General features: G+C 71.9%; 14 protein-coding genes and 2 pseudogenes. All 16 read left to right on the top strand.

Annotated features, from left to right (window positions below; translation table 11 throughout):
* Window positions 1-12 precede the first annotated feature (12 nt).
* The 16 genes and pseudogenes from A0130_14875 (at window position 13) to A0130_14950 (ending at window position 21,414) form a co-directional block, all read left to right on the top strand.
* Window positions 13-1,361: pseudogene (locus A0130_14875) on the top strand (hypothetical protein).
* Window positions 1,358-2,656 carry a hypothetical protein gene (locus tag A0130_14880; protein ID ANF32773.1) on the top strand — a complete coding sequence of 433 codons (1,299 nt, stop codon included), beginning with the start codon at window positions 1,358-1,360 and terminating at the stop codon, window positions 2,654-2,656. The pseudogene A0130_14875 and the gene A0130_14880 overlap by 4 nt, the downstream one beginning before the upstream one ends.
* A gap of 35 nt (window positions 2,657-2,691) precedes the next feature.
* Window positions 2,692-3,900 carry a hypothetical protein gene (locus A0130_14885; GenBank protein ID ANF33476.1) on the top strand — a complete coding sequence of 403 codons (1,209 nt, stop codon included), beginning with the start codon at window positions 2,692-2,694 and terminating at the stop codon, window positions 3,898-3,900.
* A gap of 48 nt (window positions 3,901-3,948) precedes the next feature.
* A complete protein-coding gene (locus tag A0130_14890) occupies window positions 3,949-6,408 on the top strand; it encodes a DNA polymerase III subunit gamma/tau (protein ANF32774.1) in 2,460 nt (819 codons plus the stop codon).
* A 3-nt stretch (window positions 6,409-6,411) separates the two neighbouring features.
* Entirely contained in the window at window positions 6,412-7,008 is a 597-nt protein-coding gene (locus tag A0130_14895) for a recombination protein RecR (protein ANF32775.1), read from the top strand.
* 73 nt (window positions 7,009-7,081) lie between these two features.
* Window positions 7,082-8,368, top strand: coding sequence for an aspartate kinase (locus tag A0130_14900; protein ID ANF32776.1), 1,287 nt, complete (start codon window positions 7,082-7,084; stop codon window positions 8,366-8,368).
* A 66-nt stretch (window positions 8,369-8,434) separates the two neighbouring features.
* Window positions 8,435-9,520 (top strand): aspartate-semialdehyde dehydrogenase, encoded by a 1,086-nt coding sequence (locus A0130_14905; GenBank protein ANF32777.1) that lies wholly within the window; start codon window positions 8,435-8,437, stop codon window positions 9,518-9,520.
* Window positions 9,521-9,590: 70 nt separating this feature from the next.
* Window positions 9,591-11,066 (top strand): malate:quinone oxidoreductase, encoded by a 1,476-nt coding sequence (locus tag A0130_14910; GenBank protein ID ANF32778.1) that lies wholly within the window; start codon window positions 9,591-9,593, stop codon window positions 11,064-11,066.
* Between the two features lie 228 nt (window positions 11,067-11,294).
* Window positions 11,295-12,908, top strand: coding sequence for an antibiotic ABC transporter ATP-binding protein (locus A0130_14915; protein ID ANF32779.1), 1,614 nt, complete (start codon window positions 11,295-11,297; stop codon window positions 12,906-12,908).
* A 27-nt stretch (window positions 12,909-12,935) separates the two neighbouring features.
* Complete coding sequence (locus A0130_14920; protein ID ANF32780.1) at window positions 12,936-14,069, top strand: DNA repair photolyase; 1,134 nt, start codon at window positions 12,936-12,938, stop codon at window positions 14,067-14,069.
* Between the two features lie 135 nt (window positions 14,070-14,204).
* A complete protein-coding gene (locus A0130_14925) occupies window positions 14,205-15,482 on the top strand; it encodes a hypothetical protein (GenBank protein ANF33477.1) in 1,278 nt (425 codons plus the stop codon).
* The gene (locus tag A0130_14930; GenBank protein ANF32781.1) at window positions 15,479-16,723 is read left to right on the top strand and encodes a hypothetical protein; all 1,245 of its coding nucleotides are present in this window, start codon (window positions 15,479-15,481) and stop codon (window positions 16,721-16,723) included. The genes A0130_14925 and A0130_14930 overlap by 4 nt, the downstream gene beginning before the upstream one ends.
* Window positions 16,720-17,418: a two-component system response regulator gene (locus tag A0130_14935; GenBank protein ANF32782.1), complete on the top strand. Its 699-nt coding sequence runs from the start codon at window positions 16,720-16,722 to the stop codon at window positions 17,416-17,418. The genes A0130_14930 and A0130_14935 overlap by 4 nt, the downstream gene beginning before the upstream one ends.
* Window positions 17,419-17,464: 46 nt before the next feature.
* On the top strand, window positions 17,465-18,139 hold the full coding sequence (locus A0130_14940) for a thymidine kinase (GenBank protein ID ANF32783.1): 675 nt from the start codon (window positions 17,465-17,467) through the stop codon (window positions 18,137-18,139).
* 30 nt (window positions 18,140-18,169) lie between these two features.
* On the top strand, window positions 18,170-19,477 hold the full coding sequence (locus A0130_14945; GenBank protein ANF32784.1) for a UDP-glucose 6-dehydrogenase: 1,308 nt from the start codon (window positions 18,170-18,172) through the stop codon (window positions 19,475-19,477).
* 60 nt (window positions 19,478-19,537) lie between these two features.
* Window positions 19,538-21,414 (top strand): annotated as a pseudogene (locus A0130_14950) (hypothetical protein).
* The last annotated feature ends 47 nt before the right edge of the window (window positions 21,415-21,461 follow it).

Raw genomic sequence — 21,461 nt, forward strand, 5'->3', positions numbered from 1 at the left:
GGAGAGACGGCCATGCGGCGACGACGCGGCGAGGGCGGACGGCACGGGATGCCGCTCCTGCGCGTGCGCGGAGTCCGTCGCCGGGCGATCGCCGCCGCCGTCGCCCTGCTGGTCGGATCCACGGTGCTCGCCGGCTGCGCACCGGTCGAAGGCGGTGCCGGACCGCGTTTCGTGACGCCGCCGCTGGTCCGCTACAGCGCGGTGCTCTGGCCGGTCCCGCTGGAGCTGGTCGGGGCCGAGCCCGGGGCCCGACTGCGGTTGACCGCGCAGCTGACGACGTCCCACGGCTCCTGGACGTCGTCCGCCACCTACACCGTGCCCGCCTCCGGGACGCTCGACCTCGCGAGCGCCCGCCCGCAGTTCGCCCCGTTCACCGACCCGGACTCCGCCGGGCTGTTCTGGTCGCTCCGCGGACCGCACCTCGGGGACGACGCGGCCGTCCGGCAGTGGATGCGCGACACGACCCACGTGACCGTGCGCGCCGCGAACGGCGACCGGGTGGTCGCCTCGCGGCAGTTCGAGCTGTCCGGCCTCGCCGCGGGCCTCCCCAAGCGGACCCTGTACACCCGTGACCTGCGCGCGGCGATCGACGCGAGGGTGCCCCGCGAGACCCACGAGGATGTGCCGCTCGGCACCTTCTTCAGCGCAGCCACCCTGGAGCACCCGCGCGCTCCGGCCGTGGTGATGTTCGACGACCCCACCCCGGGGCCTCGGCAGAGTACACCGCGCCGCTGATCGCGCAGTTCGGGGCGTCGGTGCTGAGCATCCCGGTCTCGGGCGCGTCGGACGGCATCCGGTCGACCGGCATCGTCTCGGACACCACGGTCCAGGCCGTGCTCGACTGGTTGGCGCAGCGTCCCGACATCGTTCACGATCAGGTGTTCGTCTACGGCACGGGCGCGTCGGAGCAACTCGCCGTCTGGGCCGCCACGCGTTTCCCCGGCCGGGTGCGCGGGCTGTTCGTCGCGGGCGGCACTCCCGCGCTGCTGTGCCTGTCCCCGGCGCAGGTCGCTCCGGCATTCGACGACTCCACCGGGCTTCCGTGCCTGGACTCGGCGGCGACCGTCGTGGCCACGGCGATCCCGCCCATCGGCAACATCAACGGCCCGATCGTGGTCGGGTGCGGGACGCAGGATCCCGTCCTCCCCAATGCCTGCGACTGGCAGCGAGCGCTCGTGGCGACCCGGCTCTCCACGTTCGGCGTGCAGACCGTGTACGCGGACGGCGCGGAGCACTCCGTCTCCGTGCCGCCGGGCCTGCCGATCGGCCTCCCCGCGGCGGGAGGCCAGCCGACCGAGAAGGCCCGCGTCGCCTTTTGGAACGCGGTCGGCCGCGCCCTGCTCCGGGCGGTGCTCGGATGACCCGCTCACGCCTCCTGCGCCGGCTGGCCGCCGCGATCGTGGTCAGCGCCATCGCCGTCGTCGCCTCGGCGTGCAGCGCCGGAACCCAGGGCGGCCCGCGGATCGTGTTCAGCAGCTTCGGCGACGCGGTCACCCAGCCGGTCGGGGTGCAGCTCGCGGGCCTCGAGCCCGGGCATCCGGCCGTCGTCGACGTGCGGGCGAGCACGAGCGGCGGCGCGTTCACGTCGCGGGCGGTGTACTCGGTCCCACCAGACGGTCGCGTGCGGCTGTGGTCGCAGGAGCCGCTGACCGCGGCGTACCCGCGGGCGGACGGCTCCGGGCTGCTCTGGAGCCTGACCGGACCGTCGTTCAGCCAGCAGCAGTTGGAGGCCCAGTGGGTCTACCACGGGCTGGACGCGCGGTACACGGTCGAGCAGGACGGCCGTCCCGTCGCCTCCCGGGTGCTCCACCGCGCTGCGCTCGCCGCGGGGACCAGCGACCGCGACGTCCTCGGCAGTGACCTCATCGGCACCGGGGACCCGGACGCGTCGGGCTTCGCGCCGACCGCCCGCGTGGGCGCCCTGGTCGAAGCGGTCCCGACGCCGGTCGACCTGCGGCCGGGCGTCATCCTGGTGGACGGCGACGACGGCGGCGCATCCGGCGCCTTCGCCGCGCGGCTGATGGCGGCGTCCGGTTTCGCGGTCTTCGTGCTTCCCGCGTTCGTGCCGGAGGGCCGGATCGCCGGCTCCGCCGCACTGTCGGTCGAGACGTTCGGCGCCGCGCTCAGCTGGTTCTCCGAGCTGCCGATCGTGGACGAGGACCGCATCTTCGTCTACGGCACGGGACGAGCGTCCTCGCTGGCGCTGTGGTTCGCCTCCCATGAGCCGGGCCGTATCCACGGGGCGTTCGCCGCGAGTGGGGCGACGGCGCTGCAGTGCACCTCCGAGGCCGGCAGCCCGCTCCTCATCGAGCACGGGCTCCCGCTCCCGTGCGCCAACCCCGAGCGGACCATCGCCGGCACCGACATCCTGCCGCTGCAGCGCATCCCCGGTCCGCTCGTGCTGGCCTGCGGCACGGCCGACCGGCTGCTGCCCACCGCGTGCGACTGGCAGCGGGCCGGGGAGCAGGCGCGCGGGCAGAAGGACGGCGACGCCTTCCTCTATCTGGACGGGGCCGGGCACGACATCACGACCCCGCCCGTGCTGCCCATCGGCCTGAGCGACCTGCCACCGGCGACCGCGCAGGCGACCGAGGACGCTCGCACGTCGTTCTGGGCCCTCGTGCTCGCCAAGCTGGCCGGGTCGGTGCGGCCGTGAGCACATCCAGGGCGCGTGCCCGGGTCGCCGCCGCCCTGACCGTACTGGCGCTGGCCCTCGCAGGGCTGACCGGCTGCGCGCCGACGCCCGGAGACGTCGGTCCCCGATTCGAGGTGAGCGAGGATCCCAGCGGCGTCTGGGAGCCGATCCACCTGCGCGTGACGGCACTCCAACCGGGGGTCCGTGTGACGGTGAGCGCCACCGTGGAGGCGGGCGCTCGCTGGACGTCCCGCGCGGTCTACGTCGTGCCCTCCTCCGGAGTGGTCGACCTGGACCGGGACGCGCCCGTCGAGGCGCCGTTCGCCGGACCGGACGGGATGGGGCTGCTGTGGTCGCTGGGCACGGCCTCCGGCGCCGCGGCGACGTCGACCGAGCAGTGGGGCGCCGCGAGCCGGCTGGTCGACCTGGAGGCGGTGGTCGACGGCCGGCGGGTGGCGGCGCGGCGCCTCTACCGGGTGGGCCTGCAGTCGGTGGCGCCGTCGCGCGCCGTCTTCGACGACGGGATCGAGGGCGACTTCTTCGCGCCGACCAACTCGTCGCAGGCGGCACGGCCGGCGGTGCTCGTCCTCGACGGAACCGATCCCGGCGCCCCGAGCGGCGTGCTGACCGCCTCGACGCTCTCGGCCATGGGATACCCGGCGCTGGCCTTCTCCACGTACGGTTCGGCCGGCGAGGTGAACATGATCCGCACCCTGGCGGCCGAGCGGGTCGTCGCCGCGCTCAACTGGCTGCGGTCGCAGCCCGGAGTGGATGCGCGCCGCGTCTTCGTGATGGGCACCTCCCGGGGTGCGCAGCTCGCACTGTGGACCGCCGTGGCGCATCCCGAGCTCGTCTACGGCGCGATCGCGCCGGCGGGCACCACCGGACTGGTCTGCCCGTCCCCGGTGCCCGGACCGGCGGTGACCGTCGGCGGTTCGTGGGTGCCGTGCCTGAGCGGGACGCACCAGGTGACGCGCGCCGCCGTCCTGAGCCTCGACCGCATCCCGGGCCCGGTCGTCCTCGGCTGCGCCGGGCAGGACGAACAGCTCGACAACGCATGCCGGTGGATGGACGTGGCCGCTCAGGTGCGACCCGCGCGCGGAGGCGACGCGTACGTCCGCGCGCCCGAGGCGACGCACCTCTTCTACGTGCCGCCGTACACCCCGCTGTACCTGCCTCCTCCGCCGGCCGCGCAGGCGACGGAGGACGCCAGGGTCGCTCTCTGGTCGGCGATCGCGCGCGCTCTGAATGTCCGCGGGCAGTGAAGACCCGGTTCCCACCGGAATGTCGGCGGCGGTGAGTACCATGTTCAAGTGGTAACCGCCCTGTATCGCCGCTATCGGCCCGACACCTTCGCCGAGATGATCGGCCAGTCCCAGGTGACCGATCCGCTGATGACGGCGCTGCGCACCAACCGGGTGAACCACGCCTACCTCTTCTCCGGTCCTCGTGGCTGCGGCAAGACCACGTCGGCCCGCATCCTGGCGCGCTGCCTCAACTGCGCCGAGGGCCCCACCGACACCCCGTGCGGAAAGTGCGCGAGCTGCGTCGAGCTGAGCCGCGACGGCGGAGGCTCGCTCGACGTCGTCGAGATCGACGCGGCCAGCCACAACGGCGTCGACGACGCGCGCGACATCCGCGAGCGCGCCATCTTCGCCCCGGCCCGCGACCGCTACAAGATCTTCATCCTCGACGAGGCGCACATGGTGACGCCGCAGGGCTTCAACGCGCTGCTCAAGATCGTGGAGGAGCCGCCGGAGCACGTGAAGTTCATCTTCGCGACGACCGAGCCCGAGAAGGTCATCGGCACCATCCGGTCCCGTACCCACCATTACCCGTTCCGGCTCGTCCCGCCGGCGCAGATGCTCGAGTACGTGCAGAGCCTGTGCGACAGCGAGGGCATGACGGTCGCGCCGGGCGTGCTTCCTCTCGTCGTCCGTGCGGGCGGGGGCTCGCCGCGAGACACCCTGTCCCTGCTCGACCAGCTGATGGCCGGATCGGAGGGCAGCACGATCGAGTACGAGCGCGCAGTCGCCCTGCTCGGCTACACGCACGCGGCGCTCCTCGACGACGTCATCGACGCGATCGCTGCGCGGGACGCGGCGGGCGCCTTCGCCGCGGTCGACCGTGTCGTCCAGACGGGTCAGGATCCGCGCCGGTTCGTCGAAGACCTGCTGGAACGCCTGCGCGACCTCATCGTCGTCGCGGCGACCAGCGTCGAAGGCGCGGCCGCCGTGCTGCGCGGTGTGCCGCAGGACGAGCTCGACCGCATGGGCGTGCAGGCGATGAAGTTCGGCGCCGCGGAGCTCAGCCGCTCGGCCGACATCGTCAACGCCGCGCTCACCGAGATGACGGGTGCGACCTCGCCGCGCCTCCACCTCGAACTGATGATCGCCCGCGTGCTCGTGCCGTCGAGCGACGAGAGCGAGCGCGGGGCGCTGGCGCGCGTCGAGCGGCTGGAGCGCCGGGTCGGCGTGAGTGACGCCGTGTCGGCGGATGCGGCGGGGCGGGCTGCGGAGCCCGCCGGCGCGGTGACCGCGCGTGGTGCTGCCCCTGCGTCCGCGCCTGCTGCTGCCCCTGCCGCTGCGCCCGTTTCGCGTGCGGCTGCGCCCGTCACCGAGGCGCCCGCCGCTCCCGCGACGCCGGCCGCTTCGGCGCCTGCGGAGGCCGCAGCGCCCGAGCCCGCGCCCACCGACGTCGCCGCCGCTCCCGCCGCGGCCGAGCCGCAGCCGGCCACCGTCGGCCCGGTCACCACGCAGCAGGTCAAGGACTCCTGGCCGCAGATCCTCGACGCGGTCCAGCGCGCCAAGCGCAGCGCGTGGATGGTCGTCTTCACCGCGCAGGTCCGAGCCCTCAGCGGGGATGTCCTGACGCTGTCCTTCCCGAGCGACAACGACGTGCAGAGCTTCCGCCAGCCCGACGCCGCCGGCGGTACGGGTGTCAGCGAGTACCTGCGCCAGGCGATCGTCGAGGTGCTCGGCATCCGCGTCAAGTTCATCGCCCGCGCCGACTCGGCGTCCGGTTCGGGAGGCTCGCCGCGCCCATCATCGGGTGCGCCGTCCGCTCCTGCGGCCGAGACGTGGCCCGGATCCGATCCGGTCGACGCGCCGGCGGCTCCCGCAGCCGGCGCTCCTCGCGCGGCCGAAGCGGCTCCCGCACGCCCGGCTTCCCGGTCCGAGGCCGCCCCCTCGTCAGCGTCCGCCCCCGGCGCCGCCGCTTCCGGGGCGCGCACCGACGTGCCCGCCGCCACGTCGACCGCTCCGGCCGGGCAGGCGCAGGCCGCCATGGTCACCGAGTGGGCGACGGTCGCGATCCCGTCCGCCTCCCCGGCCGCCGACGGCGCAACGGCGACCGTCGCGACGACCGCCGCCGTGGTGACCCTCGAGCGCCCCGCCGCCGCGCCGGCCGCTCCCGTCGCGCGCCCGGTGGCCGAGCCCGCGCCGGACGAACCGCCGTACGACGACGTGCCCCCGCCCGAGACCGAGCCTCCGTTCGAGCCCCCGGTCCCCGAGGAGCCCACCGGCGACTGGTCGGCCGCACCCTCCGCCACCGCGACGCCGGGCGCCGCGCCCGCCGTCCCGCCCACCGCTTCTCCGGCGGCCGCGGCTCCCGAGCCCGCCCGCAGCGCCCGGCCGTCCGCCGCCCCCGCGACCGGAGCCCGCACGCCGACCTTCCAGCAGCCGCAGCGCTACGGGGAGGCCGTGGTCCGCGAGATCCTCGGCGCCACGTTCATCGAGGAGCAGCCCGCGCCTCCGACCCCGGGGATGAGGTAACCGGTGTACGAAGGCATCGTCCAGGAGCTGATCGACGAGCTCGGGCGGCTGCCGGGCATCGGCCCGAAGTCCGCGCAGCGTATCGCGTTCCACATCCTGCAGACCGAGACGTTCGACGTGACCCGGCTGGCCGAGGTGCTGCTCGAGGTCCGTGACAAGGTCCGCTTCTGCGAGATCTGCGGCAACGTGTCCGAACAGGCCACCTGTTCCATCTGCCGCGACCCGCGCCGCACCCCGACGCTGATCTGCGTCGTCGAGGAGGCGAAGGACGTCGTGGCGATCGAGCGCACGCGCGAGTTCCGCGGCCTGTACCACGTGCTCGGCGGCGCGATCAGCCCGATCGACGGCGTCGGCCCTGACGACCTGCGCATCCGGCAGCTCATGCAGCGCCTCGCCGACGGCACGGTCCAGGAGGTCATCATCGCGACCGACCCCAACCTCGAGGGCGAGGCGACCGCGACCTACCTGAGCCGCCTGCTCACGACGCTCGACATCCGGGTCACCCGGCTCGCCTCCGGCCTGCCCGTCGGCGGCGACCTGGAATACGCCGATGAGGTCACCCTCGGCCGCGCGTTCGAGGGCCGCCGCCAGGTCTCCTGACCGGTCCGTCACATGAAGGAACGGCCATATCCCGGCCGGTAGGATGGGAAGCCCGTGAAGTTCAGGAGAGTCCGTGGCCCTCATCGTCCAGAAGTTCGGCGGTTCGTCCGTCGCGACAGCTGAGAGCATCAAGCGCGTCGCGAAGCGCATCGTCGAGACGCGCAAGGCGGGCAACGAGGTCGTCGTCGCCGTCTCCGCCATGGGCGACACCACCGACGAGCTGATCGACCTGGCGCACGAGGTCACCCCCATCCCCGAGCCCCGCGAGCTCGACATGCTGCTCACCGCGGGCGAGCGCATCTCGATGGCGCTGCTCGCGATGGCGATCAAGAGCATGGGCTACGACGCCCGCTCCTTCACCGGCAGCCAGGCGGGCATGATCACCGACGCCCAGCACGGCTCGGCCCGCATCGTGGATGTGACCCCCGGCCGCATCCAGGACGCCCTCAACGAGGGCGCCATCGCCATCGTCGCCGGGTTCCAGGGCTTCAGCCGCGAGTCGCGCGACATCACGACCCTCGGCCGCGGCGGCTCCGACACCACCGCCGTCGCCCTCGCCGCCGCGCTCGGCGCCGAGGTCTGCGAGATCTACACCGACGTGGACGGCGTCTTCACGTCCGACCCGCGCCAGGTACCGCTCGCCCGCAAGATCGACCGCATCACGAGCGAGGAGATGCTGGAGCTCGCCGCCGCCGGCGCGAAGGTCCTGCACATCCGCGCCGTCGAGTACGCCCGCCGTCACAACGTGACGCTGCACGTGCGCTCGTCGTTCTCGAACAAGGAGGGCACCTACGTCCTCAACGAAGCAGCGGCGGCCGAGGCCGCCAAGAAGGATGGAACCGTGGAAGAGCCCATCATCTCCGGCGTCGCCACCGACCTGAGCGAGGCCAAGATCACCGTCGTCGGCGTGCCGGACGTGCCGGGCAAGGCCGCGCAGATCTTCAAGATCGTCGCGAAGGCCAACGCCAACGTCGACATGATCGTGCAGAACGTGTCGGCCGCGGCCACGAGCCTCACCGACATCTCCTTCACGCTGCCGAAGTCCGAGGGCCAGCGCGTGCTCACCGCCCTGACCGCCGAGAAGGACGAGGTCGGCTACCAGTCGCTGCAGTACGACGACCAGATCGGCAAGCTCGCCCTCGTCGGCGCCGGCATGCGCACCAACTCGGGCGTCTCCGCCAAGCTCTTCGAGGCGCTGTTCGACGCAGGCATCAACATCGAGATGATCTCCACCAGCGAGATCCGCATCTCGGTCGTCACCCGCGCCGACACCGTCGCCGAGGCCGCCCGCGTCGTCCACTCGGCCTTCGGCCTCGACGGCGACGAGAAGGCGATCGTCTACGCCGGCACCGGCCGCTAGTCCTCACTCCGGGAATGCGGCGGCGATGACCGCGGTTCCCCTCCACAACGACCCGAAGGGGCTGACATGAGCGAGACCACCGATTTCGACAGCAACGGATTCGACGTCGCCGTCGTCGGCGCGACCGGCCAGGTGGGTGCCGTCATGCGCCGCCTGCTGGAGGAGCGCGACTTCCCGGTGAAAAGCATCCGCTTCTTCGCGTCCTCGCGGTCCGCCGGCACGACGCTGCCGTTCAAGGGCCGGGAGATCACCGTGGAGGACGTCGCGACCGCCGACGTCTCCGGCATCGACATCGCCCTGTTCTCGGCCGGGGCCACCGGCTCGAAGGCGCACGCTCCGCGATTCGCGGAGGCCGGTGCGATCGTGATCGACAACTCGAGCGGCTGGCGCATGGACCCGGACGTCCCGCTGGTCGTCTCCGAGGTCAATCCCGACGCCATCGCCGAGGCACGCAAGGGCATCATCGCCAACCCGAACTGCACCACGATGGCCGCTATGCCGGTCCTCAAGCCGCTGGACGCGGAGGCGGGGCTGACCCGACTCGTCGTCAGCACCTACCAGGCGGTGTCCGGCTCCGGCCTCGCCGGCGCGGAGGAGCTCGCCGAGCAGGCCCGCGCCGCGGTCGCCGACGAGCACCTGCTCGACCTCGTGCACGACGGCTCGGCCGTGACGCTTCCCGAGCCGGTCAAGTACGTCCGCCCGATCGCGTTCGACGTCATCCCGCTGGCCGGGTCGATCGTCAACGACGGCTTCAACGAGACCGACGAGGAGAAGAAGCTCCGCAACGAGTCCCGCAAGATCCTCGGTCTTCCGGAGCTGCTCGTGAGCGGCACCTGCGTGCGCGTCCCCGTCTTCACCGGCCACTCGCTCTCGATCAACGCCGAGTTCGCGAACCCGATCAGCCCCGAGCGCGTCGCCGAGCTCCTCGCGGACGCCCCCGGCGTGCAGCTGACCGACGTCCCGACGCCGCTCCAGGCCGCCGGCGCCGACCCGAGCTTCGTCGGTCGCATCCGCGCCGACGAGGGCGCCCCGCAGGGCCGGGGCATCGCACTGTTCGTCAGCAACGACAACCTGCGCAAGGGCGCCGCCCTCAACGCGGTGCAGATCGCCGAGCTGGTCGCCGAGCGTCTGGCGCATCCCGTCACCGCCTGATATCTCGATATCGAGAGATCCACCGGTCGTCACGGCGGGGTCCCCGGCGCGCCCGGCATAGGATTGTCGGGTGAGCAATTCTCCCATCGACGTCGTCCTGATCGGCGGCGGCATCATGAGTGCCACGCTGGGGGCCATGATCCAGCGCGTGCAGCCCGACTGGAGCATCCGGATCTACGAGCGCCTGGGCGAAGTGGCCCAGGAGTCGTCGAACCCGTGGAACAACGCCGGCACCGGCCACGCGGCCCTCTGCGAGCTGAACTACATGCCCGAGGCGTCCGACGGCACCGTCGACCCGGCCAAGGCCATCAGCATCAACGAGCAGTTCCAGCTCAGCCGCCAGTTCTGGGCGAGCCTGGTCGCGGCGGGTGACCTCCCCGAGCCGAACACGTTCATCAACTCCACCCCGCACATGACGTTCGTGAAGGGTCGCGACAACGTCCGCTACCTCCGCAAGCGCTATGAGGCGCTGAAGGACGAGCCGCTGTTCGCCGGCATGGAGTACTCCGAAGACCCCGCCGTCATCGGCGAATGGACGCCGCTGCTCACGAAGAAGCGCAACGCGAAGCAGCGCATCGCCGCCACGCGGCAGACCTCGGGCACCGACGTCGACTTCGGTGCCCTCACCCGCGCCCTCATCGACAATCTGGTCGAGAACGGCGCCACCCTCGCCCTCAACCACAGCGTCCGCAGCATCAAGCGCACGAAGGACGGGCTCTGGCGGCTGAAGGTCCGCCACGAGGTGGGACACACGACCCACGTCACCGACGCGCGCTTCGTCTTCGTCGGCGCGGGCGGCGGCGCCCTGCACCTGCTGCAGAAGTCCGGCATCCCCGAGATCAAGGGCTTCGGCGGCTTCCCGATCTCCGGCCAGTTCCTCCGCACCACCGACCCGAAGATCGTCGCCCAGCACCAGGCGAAGGTGTACGGCAAGGCGGCCGTCGGCGCCCCGCCGATGTCGGTCCCGCACCTCGACACGCGCGTCGTCGACGGGCAGGCGTCGCTGCTGTTCGGCCCGTACGCGGGCTTCAGCCCCAAGTTCCTCAAGACCGGCTCGTGGTTCGACCTGCCCGGCTCCGTCCGCGCGGGCAACCTCGGCCCCATGCTCGCCGTCGCGCGCGACAACTTCGACCTCATCAAGTACCTGGTCGGCGAGGTGCTCGCCAGCCGTGCCAAGAAGGTCAAGGCGCTCCAGGAGTTCATGCCGACCGCGAAGTCGGAGGACTGGGAGCTCATCACCGCCGGCCAGCGCGTCCAGGTGATGAAGAAGGACCCGAAGAAGGGCGGCGTGCTGCAGTTCGGCACCGAGGTCGTGGCGGCGGAGGACGGCTCGATCGCCGGCCTGCTCGGCGCGTCCCCGGGCGCCTCCACCGCCGTCCCGATCATGGTCGACCTGCTGAAGCACTGCTTCCCGGACCACTTCGCCCAGTGGCTGCCGACGATCAAGGAGCTCATCCCGACGGTCGGCACGACGCTGAACGACAAGCCGGAGGAGGCGCAGCGCGTGCTGGCCGCCACCGCCGAGACGCTGCACCTCCAGCAGTAGGTGTTGGTCAGGGGCAGGGCTGGACAGCGGCGTGGACGACCTGTTATGGTCGTCCACGCTATGAAGTGAGAACCTCCTGACGTCCCGCGCCTGAGGCGCCGTCGATGTGAGTGAGGACCCTTTCGGTCGCTGCGCTGCCCCAGGCACCTGGGCGCTCCGGCGCCGCTCACGACGGAGATCGCCCGGCGGGAACCCGCTCCCTGTGGAGCGCCCGGAAGGACGGTTCCCATGCCAACACTCACCCTCGCACCCCTCCGCGCCGACGGCGTCTCGGTCGTCTACGGCGATCGCCGCGTCCTCACCGACGTCTCTCTCACGGTCGCGCCCGGCCAGCGGCTCGGCCTCATCGGGGAGAACGGCGCAGGCAAGTCAACGCTCCTGCGTGTCCTGTCCGGGCACGAGGCGCCGGACTCCGGAGTCGTCTCCCGGCCTCCGCGCACCGCCCTGCTCTGGCAGGAGGTGCGGTTCCGGCCCGGCGAGACGCTTGCGGCGCTGATCGAGCACGCCCTCGCCGACGTGCGGGCCATCGAGCGGGAGCTGGAGGCGGCCGCCGAGGCGCTCGGGTCCGACGATCCGGCGGCCGCCGCGCGGTACGACGACGCGTTGGCGGCGGCCGAGCGCGCCGAGCTCTGGAGCGTCGACGCGCGCCGTGACGAGCTCCTCGCCGGACTCGGTGTCGGCGACATCCCGCTGGGCCGGCGCGTGAGCGAGGTCTCGGGAGGGCAACGGTCGCGGTTCGCCCTGGCGGCGCTCCTGCTCGGACGGCCCGACGTGCTGCTGCTCGACGAGCCCACCAACCACCTGGACGACGAGGCGGCGGCGTTCCTCGAGCGGCAACTCGGCGGATGGCACGGCCCTGTCGTGTTCGCGAGCCACGATCGCGCCTTCCTGGACGCGGTGGCGACCAGTCTGCTCGACCTCGACCCGTCCCGCTCCGGCACGACGGTGTTCGGCGGCGGCTATAGCGCGTACCTGACGGAGAAGGCGGCCGAGCGTGCCCGGTGGGAGAAGCAGTTCTCCGACGAGCAGCACGAGCTGAAGGAGCTGAAGCACGCGGTCGATGTGACGGCGCGCTCCATCGCCTGGTCGGGCAAGGTCCGCGACAACGACAAGTTCGTGAAGTCGGTGAAGGGGAACGCGCTCGACCGCCAGATCAGCCGCCGTATCCGGAATGCGGAGGGGCGGCTCGAAACGCTGCAGGAGTCCCAGGTGCGCAAGCCGCCGGCCCCGCTCAGCTTCGCCGGGATCCCGACCGGGTTCCAGGCGCTGGGCGAGGACGCGGGCGTGCTCGTGCGGGTCCGCGACGTGCGGGTCGCCGGCCGGTTGCATCTCGACGAGTTCGTGGTCCCCGGGAATGCGCGCATCCTGGTGACCGGGCCGAACGGCGCGGGCAAGTCGACGCTGCTCTCCCTGTTGGCCGGGCGGCTCGAGCCGTCGGCGGGCGACGTCAGCCGGCGTCGCGGGCTCCGCGTCGGGCTCCTGGAGCAGGATGTGCGGTTCGCCGATCCGACGACCTCGCCGCGGCGGCTCTACGACGCGGTGGTGGGGGAGCGTCGGGCGGAGTCGGTGCCGCTGAGCTCGCTCGGGCTGATCGCTCCGCGCGACCTCGACCGGCCGGTCGGCGCGCTGTCCGTCGGGCAGCAGCGACGGCTCGCGCTGGCGCTGATCGTCGCGCGACCGCCTCACCTGTTCCTGCTGGACGAGCCGACGAACCACCTCTCGCTGGCGCTCGCGACCGAGCTGGAGGAGGCGCTGGGCGCCTACCCTGGAGCGGTCGTGGTGGCCAGCCACGACCGGTGGCTGCGCTCCGGCTGGACCGGGAGGACGGTGAACCTTGCTTAACCTTCGAGCGTATGTTCGAATAGAGCCATGCGTTGGAGTGGTCAGGAGCTGTCGGTCGACGAGCCGTCGGCGCTGCCCGGGCTCGCCCGGTTGAACAATCTCGTGCGCTCCGTGTCCACTCCCGACTTCGCCGGCATCACGTTCCACGAGGTGCTGGCGAAGTCGGCGCTCAACCGCATCCCTGGCGGGGGAGGGCCGATGCCGTTCGGCTGGACCATCAACCCGTACCGGGGCTGCTCGCACGCCTGCGTCTACTGCTTCGCGCGGCCGACGCACACCTACCTCGACCTCGACTCGGGCAAGGACTTCGACAACGAGATCATCGTCAAGGTCAACGTCGCCGAGGTGCTGCGCAAAGAGCTCGCGAAGCCGAGCTGGGGGCACCACCCGGTGGCTCTCGGCACGAACACCGATCCGTACCAGCGCGCAGAGGGGCGCTATTCGCTCATGCCGGGCATCATCGACGCGCTGGCCGATTCGGGCACGCCGTTCAGCATCCTGACCAAGGGTTCGCTGCTGCGCCGCGACCTCGACCGGCTGGCCGACGCCGCCAAACATGTTCCCGTCGACCTCGCGATGTCGATCGCGGTCTACGACGACGAGCTGCAGCAGTCGATCGAGCCGGGCACGCCGACGACCAAGGCGCGGCTGGCGACCGTGACCGCGGTGCGCGAGCACGGACTCGACTGCTCGGTGTTCCTCATGCCGATCATCCCGTACCTGACCGACACCCGCGCGCACCTCGACGATGCCCTGCGGCAGGCGAAAGAGGCGGGGGCGACGTCCGTGCTCTACTCGGCGCTGCACCTGAAGCCGGGCGTCAAGGAGTGGTTCTACCTCTGGCTCGGCGAGCAGCATCCCGAACTCCTGCCGCGCTACCGGCAGATGTATGGCCGAGGCACGTATGCGCCCCAGGAGTACCGGCGCTGGCTGGCGGCCCGTATCAAGCCGCTCATCCGGTCCCACGGGCTGCAGCGCGGCGAGGAAGACCCGGTGACCGGCGGGGTGCGGTCGACGGCGCTCGGGATGCTGCGTGACGACGAGGGGGAGCGCCGCACGGTGGGGTCGGCCGTGCGGGCGGCAGCGGGGGAGGCGCCGGATGCGGCCGCGGTCGTGAGCGCGTCGCTGACAGGATTGGGGGTGCAGCCGACGCTGTTCTGACGCACGAGAGGGGTGGGCGAGCGCTGAGCGAGCGGATCCGACCGTTGCGGGGTTCGTGTGGGGTACATCGCCCCCGTATCGGGGGACGTGCCGGGGTACACACTCGTCGGAGGTGATGCCATAATCCGGGAGGGACTGAGAACGGCTCGGCCCGGAAGGGACGGGACGAAGGTGTCGCTCGGTCTGCCCAGCCATCTGGCGCGGCCCGCGAACTCCCGTGCCCTCGCAACCGGCGCCCGCTGGGCCGGCCTGGTGTGCCTGGCCGCAGCGGGAGTCAACGTCGCGATGTCGACGGCGGGCGGGGACTCGGCGATCTCGTGGATCAGCGTGACCGTGCTCGTGCCGATGGTGGCCCTGCTCATCGTTCTCGCACGAGGCAGGACGGTCGCGCTCACGGTCGCCTACCTTCTGGTCGGCGCGGTGTGCACCTACTTCTACGTGGTCGCCCTCTTCACCGGCACCCCCTCCTACCGCGACACCAATCTCTTCGTCATCGCCCTGCCCGTCGTCGCCATGACCCTTGTCGGCGGCACCGGCACCGGCGCGCTCGCGGGCATCCTCTGGGCGACGCTCGGATTCGCGCTCGCCGAGGCGGCGGTCATCCTCGGCGCGGCGACCACCGGGCGCACCTACGTGCCCGACGCCATCTCCCTGGGCGCCTACCTGCTGCTGGTCGGCGTCCTCGCGTACGACGGCCTCACCCGCGGAACGCGCTCGGGCGCGCAATCGGCGCTGCACAGGGCGGTACGCGACGCGAGACTCGTCGACCACCGCCGCGACCTCATGGTGGCTGCCACCGCCGAGGTGCACGACACCGTGCTGAGCGAGCTGGTGGCCGTGGCCGCATCCACTCCCGGTCCGCTGGACCCGCGGCTCGCTCGCCGGATCGAGGACGATCTCCATGGACTCGGCGACCACGTGCCGGGCGGTCAGCAGCCCGGCACCGCCCGGGCGCACCACCCGGCGGGGGAGGCGACGGACCTGCCCGACCCCTGGTACGACAGCGAACTGCACCGCGCCATCGAGGCCGCCCGCGACGAGGGCCTCACGGTCGACATCTCCGGCGAGCGTTCCCCGTTCATCGCCCTCGACGAGCACGTCCGGCGCGCGGTCGGCCTCGCGGTGCGCCAGTGCCTGGTCAACGTCATCCGCCACTCCGGGAGCCCGAGCGCCGAGGTCGCGCTGAGTGCCGGCGCGGACTCCCTCTCGGTGATGGTGGTGGACGCCGGGAGCGGCTTCCCCGCCAGCGGCCCAGCGGCCGACCGGCTCGGCCTGCGGCAGTCCGTGGAGGAGCGCATCGCCCGGATCGGGGGCAGCGTCGACATCTATTCGACCCCGGATGTCGGCACGACCGTCATCCTGACCGTGCCGACCGGCGCGGGCTCCGTCTCGAGCAGAGACCGCACCGCATGACCGCTCTCAGCACGCGCAGCATCGTCGGCGCGCGATCGGTCGCCGTCGAGCGCACGCCCCAGCGCCTCGATCCCCTCGGCGCGCAGTCGGCTTGGCTGCTGGTCCCCCTGCTCGGGACGGTCGCGGTCGGGTACGCGGTGTTCTCGTCGATCCGGCACGCGGGGCAGTTCCGCGACGTCGGCCTGGACATCCTCGCCATCGGCGTCCTGCTGATCGCCGTGGTCGTCGCCTCCATCCGGTCCCACCCCGGATTCGCTCCGTTCGGCCGCTGGTCGCACTTCTCGATCATCGCGGTCGCCGTGACCGCCGCGTGCCTGTCCACTGCGTCGATGTGGGGCCGCAACGAGCGCATCCAGGACGACTGGGGCCAGATCGCCGTCGCGCTGCTGCTCATTGTGATGCCGCTCTACCGACCGATCGGCGAGGTCGCGGGCTCGGCGGTCGTCTCGGCGGTGGTCCTCGGCGGGCTGGCGGCCGCGCAGCATTCGCTCGTGATCGCCAACTCGCCGGTCGTCTACGCCATGGTGGCGGCGACGCCCATCCTGGCGCTGGCAGCGGGCGGCGCCGGTTACGCGTGGACGATGACCGGCGAGACCCTGCGCTGGCGCGAGCTGGCGCGCGAAGGGCAGGCCCGGCTCGACGGCGAGCTCCGTCAGGCCGCGGAGCGGATGATCGCCCAGGAGCGCATGACGGCGCTGAACGCCGAGGCCGTCCCCTTCCTCACCGACCTGCTCCGCCGCCAGGAGATCGCGCCGGGCGACGTCGAGCGAGCCCGCGTCCTCGCCGACCGCCTGCGCGGGATGTCCGTACGCGCGGTCGGCCGCACCTGGCTGGCCGACACGCTCAGCCTCGCGCTCGGTCCGCGGCTCGCCGCGACCGGCCGCGCACGCGACGAGCACCCGACCGCGTCCGACCGCGTCGACGACCCGGACCGCCTCGAGCGCGTCCTCACCACCGACCAGCGCGCCATCGTCGGTGCCCTGATCGCTACGGTCTCGGCCCTGCCCGGTCTCGACCCGGACAGCGTGCGCGTCTCGGCGCGCACGCCCGATCGGCCGTCCTTCCTGCTCCACGCGCAGATCGACGCGCCGCGCGGGGAGCTGCGCCGCGAACTCCTCCCGTTCGTCAGCGCACTCAACGCCACCGCCATGGATGCGACGATGAGGATCCGCGGAACCGAACTGAGGGTGCGCTTCGCCTCGCCCGCTCCGTTCGCCTACTCTGGAGGGAGACGACGATGACACATCTCCATCCCGATTCCCGCGCTACCGGCGCCGCGCGCGACGTGGAGCCGCCCATCCGGCTCGCCATCCTCGACGATCACGAGCTCCTGCTCGACAGCCTGGCCACGTGGATCGAGAAGAACGCGCCCGAATTCGACCTCGTCGTCCGTGCGAGCAGCTGGCTGGAGCTCGTGCACAGCGACGCGTTCCCCACCGACCTGGTCATCATGGACCTGCAGCTGAAGGAGTCCGTCTCGATCGGGGCCCGCGTCCGCACGTGCCGCGCCGCCGGGGCGAAGGTCATCGTGCTCAGCGCGGTCGACACACCGGAGGACCGGGACGCTGCGCTCGCCGCGGGCGCGGTCGCGTACGTCACCAAGTCGCAGCCGATGACGGAACTGCTGGCCGTTGCGCTCTCGGCGGCCGGCCGGGGCGTCGGCAGAGCGGCCTCGACGCAGCAGCCGGCGTGGCGGCCCAAGCCGCTCATCCCGGAGTCCGCGCGCCCGCGGCTCAGCGACGGCGAGCGGCAGGCGCTCGTGCTCTACGCGGACGGCCGCACCACCTCCGAAGTCGCTCGCGCCATGAACGTGCAATACGAGACGGCGAAGACCTACCTGCGCCGGGTGCGGGAGAAGTACGGCAAGGCGGGCCGGCCGACGAGTTCGCGGGCCGACCTCATCCGACGCGCGGCGGAGGACGGCTACCTCACCTGATCGGTCTGTGACCGGTTCTCCAGCCGGTCACGCATAGGATCGGTGCGTGGCAAAACTGTATTTCCGCTATGGCGCGATGAACAGCGGCAAGAGCACGGCCATGCTTCAGGCCGCTTACAACTACGAGGAGCGCGGCCACCGCGTGCTGCTCGCCAAGCCGTCCATCGACACCAAAGGAGACCTCGGCATCCTGTCTCGCCTCGGCGTGACGCGCGAGGTGGACTTCCTCATCACCCCCGACACCGACGCGTACGGCGCCTTCCAGCGGCACCGCGAGCGCACGATCAAGCGCTTCGACACCGATGTCAGCGCGCTGCTCGTGGACGAGGCGCAGTTCCTGACCGAGGCGCAGGTCGACGACCTCCTGCGCATCGCGCTTCTCGACGGGATCCCGGTGCTGGCCTACGGCATCCGCACCGACTTCCAGACGGTCGCGTTCCCCGGCAGCCGCCGCCTGCTCGAGGTCGCGCACAGCCTCGAGGAGCTGAAGACGATCTGCCGCTGCGGACGGAAGGCGATCTTCAACGCGCGCAAGATCGACGGCGTCTTCGTCTTCGACGGGGACCAGGTCGCGATCGACGGCGCGTCCGTCTCCTACGAGTCGTTGTGCGGGAACTGTTACCTTCAGGAGAGCCGCGGCGTGCTCAACAACGGCCGCCGGCACTGGCCCGTGGATGCGGTGCCTGCGTACGTCGACGAGCCGGACCCGGACTTCACCTGAGCCGGTCCTCCACCCGAAGGAACTTGCACGATGAGAATCTCCGTGATCGGCTGCGGCTACCTGGGCGCTGTGCACGCCGCATCGATGGCGCACCTGGGCCACGACGTGGTCGGCATCGACGTGGATGAGGCGAAGATCGCCTCCCTGTCGGCCGGTCGCGCGCCGTTCTTCGAGCCCGGGCTTCCCGAGGTGCTGGAGTCGGCCGGCGCGTCCGGCCGGTTGCGGTTCACCACCGACTTCGCCGCCGCGGCGGACGCCGACGTGCACTTCGTGGCCGTCGGCACCCCGCAGGTCGCCGACGGCGACGCCGCGGACATGCGCTTCGTCGACGCCGCCTTCGCCTCGATTCTCGACCATGTGAAGGACGGCGACCTGATCGTCGGCAAGAGCACGGTCCCGGTCGGCACGGCCGCCCGGCTGGCCGCCCTCGTGGCCGAGCGGCAGCCCGGCGCGACCCTCGCGTGGAACCCCGAGTTCCTCCGGGAGGGCTTCGCCGTGAAGGACACGGTGAGCCCCGACCGCCTGGTCTACGGCGTCCCTGACGGCGAGGCCGGCGAGCGGGCCGCGGGCCTGCTGGACGAGGTCTACGCGTCCGCCGTCGCCGCGGGCACGCCGGTCATCGTCACCGACTATGCGACCGCCGAGCTGGTCAAGGTCTCCGCCAACGCCTTCCTCGCGACCAAGATCTCCTTCATCAACGCCATGGCCGAGATCGCGGAGGTGACCGGCGCGGACGTGACCAAGCTCGCGGATGCGATCGGTCACGACGCCCGCATCGGCCGCCGCTTCCTCAACGCCGGCGTCGGCTTCGGCGGCGGCTGCCTCCCGAAGGACATCCGCGCCTTCAGTGCGCGGGCTCGCGAGCTCGGCCGCGGCGAGGCCGTGCAGTTCCTGGACGAGGTCGACAAGATCAATCTGCGGCGCCGCACCCGCGTCGTCGAGATGGTCCGTGAGGAGGCGGGCGGCCTGGCCGGTGTGCGGGTCGGCGTCCTCGGGCTGGCCTTCAAGCCCCACTCCGACGACATCCGCGACTCGCCGGCGCTCGAGATCGCCATGCGGCTCGCCGACGCCGGTGCGATCGTCACCGCGACCGACCCGCAGGCCGTCGGGAACGCGAAGCGCCGGGCGCCGCAGCTGCGGTTCGCCGACTCCGCCGAGGAGGCGGTCCGGGATGCGGACGTCGTGCTGCTCATCACCGAGTGGCCCGAGTTCACCGGGCTCGACCCGGCGGCGCTCGGCGAGCTCGTCGCCCACCGGACGGTCATCGACGGCCGCAACGCGCTCGACCCGGCGTCGTGGCGCGCCGCAGGCTGGGCATATCGGGGGCTGGGCCGCTGATCCGGCGGCTCGTCCGATTTGGGGGCCGCGAAAAAAGTGAGGATTTGTTAGATTTGTCGTATGGCGACAGGTCTGACCGAGCCGGACGCGCCCCGCGTCCCACCGCTGAAGCGCCCACGAGCGCGAGGCGACCCCGCCGACTGCGCCATCCCGTCATCGTCTGGACCCTCGTGGGCATCGCGGCGCTGCTCCTCTTCGCAGTCGTGTGGATCGCCGTCCGCGGGTTCCTCGCGCAGCAGGCCCTCAATGCAGCGGTTCCCGCAGCCGACCGGGTCAAGGCGGCGGTCAGCGCCGGAGACCTCCCCGGCGCGGGTCGCGCGGCCGACGAGCTGCGGCGGAAGACCGGCGAGGCGGCCGCGCTCACCTCCGACCCGATCTGGGCGGCGGCGGAGGGCATCCCGTGGATCGGTCCCAACCTCGCGGCCGTTCAGACGGCAGCGACCGCATCCGACACCGTGGCGGCTCACGTCGTGAAGCCGCTCGTCAGCGCCGGCTCCTCCATCGACCTGCGCGCGCTCGCCATGCGGAACGGCCGGATGGACCTCGGCCCGATCATGGCGGCGCAGCCCGCGGTCGCCGAAGCCCAGGCCGCCTGGGCCTCCGCCCGCACCAGCGTCGCGAGCATCGACACCGGCGGCCTCGCCAACCCGGTCGCCGACGGCATCAACCGGCTCCACGGCGTGCTGGACCGCGCGACGCCGGACGTCGACGCCCTCGGGAACGCGGTGCAGCTCCTGCCCGGGATGCTCGGGGCGAGCGGCCCCCGCAACTACCTCCTCGTGGCGCAGAACCCCGCGGAACTCCGCTCGACCGGGGGCTTGATCGGCGCCGTCGCGCTCGTGCACGCCGACAACGGCGCGGTCACTCTCGAGCAACAGGTCGCCGGCACCTCCATCGGCCCCTGGGATCAGGACGTCGCGAACATCCCTCTCAACACGACCGGCCTGTTCGGGCCGCTCGTCGGCCGCTTCCTGCAGGACGCCAACCTCACGCCCGACTTCCCCCAGGCCGCGGGGACCGTCTCCAAGATGTGGACCACCTCGCACGGCGGGACCGTGGACGGCGTCCTCGCGGTCGATCCGGTGGTCCTCAGCGGCATCCTGAAGGCGACCGGACCGGTGAAGCTCCCGACGGGCGACACGCTCACATCGTCGAACGCGGTGAAGCTGCTGCTCAGCGACGTGTACGCGCGGTACGAGCAGCCCAGCGAGCAGGATCAGTTCTTCGCGACCGCCGCCAGCGCCGTGTTCAACCGCCTGTCGGCGGGCAGCGTCGACGGCAAGAAGCTGCTGAGCGCTCTCGCCGCCGCGGGTGACGCGCACCGCATCCTGATCTGGAGCGCCCACAGCTCCGACCAGCGGGTGCTGCTCACCACCACTCTCGCGGGCGCACTGCCTACGTCCGACCTCGCCACAGCAGGTATCGGCGTCTACTTCAACGACGCCACCGGATCGAAGATGGACTACTACCTCGGGACCAAGATCGCCGCCGGCTCCGCGGTCTGCCGGGCCGACGGCAAGCCGTCGACCGTCGTGGACGTCACACTGACCAACCGGGCGCCGAAGGATGCCGGGTCGTCGCTCCCCAAGTTCGTGACCGGGGGAGGGACGTACGGCGTCACCCCGGGGCACATCAAGACGCGGGTGGCCGTCTACGGTCCCCTCCAGGGGTTCCTCGCCGCGACCCAGAGCGACGGCGGCAACTATCCGACCGTCGCAGGTGTGGACGGCGGAAGGCCGGTGAGTCTGTTCACGGTCGAGTTGGCCCCAGGGGAGTCGAAGACCGTGCAGGTGCAGTTCCTCGCCGCCGGCCAGACGGCGGCACAGCTGAGCGTCGTGAGCACTCCGACGCTTCCGGGAGACGGGACGACCCCCGATGTGGGGGCACAAAACGCCGTCTCGACCATTGATGTGCAGTGCTCCCGGGTCGTAAAGTGAGAATAACTCAACTAAACCCGACGTGAGCCGGGCCCCGAAACTGAAAG

Origin of the sequence: Leifsonia xyli (genome assembly GCA_001647635.1) — a bacterium.
GTDB lineage: Bacteria > Actinomycetota > Actinomycetes > Actinomycetales > Microbacteriaceae > Leifsonia > Leifsonia xyli_A.

What these genes read in the sequence shown, in the direction of transcription:
- A0130_14880 (ANF32773.1), top strand. Translation starts at nt 1,358, where the DNA reads ATGACCCGCTCACGCCTCCTGCGCCGGCTGGCCGCCGCGATCGTGGTC.
- A0130_14905 (ANF32777.1), top strand. Translation starts at nt 8,435, where the DNA reads ATGAGCGAGACCACCGATTTCGACAGCAACGGATTCGACGTCGCCGTC.
- A0130_14915 (ANF32779.1), top strand. Translation starts at nt 11,295, where the DNA reads ATGCCAACACTCACCCTCGCACCCCTCCGCGCCGACGGCGTCTCGGTC.
- A0130_14920 (ANF32780.1), top strand. Translation starts at nt 12,936, where the DNA reads ATGCGTTGGAGTGGTCAGGAGCTGTCGGTCGACGAGCCGTCGGCGCTG.
- A0130_14930 (ANF32781.1), top strand. Translation starts at nt 15,479, where the DNA reads ATGACCGCTCTCAGCACGCGCAGCATCGTCGGCGCGCGATCGGTCGCC.
- A0130_14935 (ANF32782.1), top strand. Translation starts at nt 16,720, where the DNA reads ATGACACATCTCCATCCCGATTCCCGCGCTACCGGCGCCGCGCGCGAC.
- A0130_14945 (ANF32784.1), top strand. Translation starts at nt 18,170, where the DNA reads ATGAGAATCTCCGTGATCGGCTGCGGCTACCTGGGCGCTGTGCACGCC.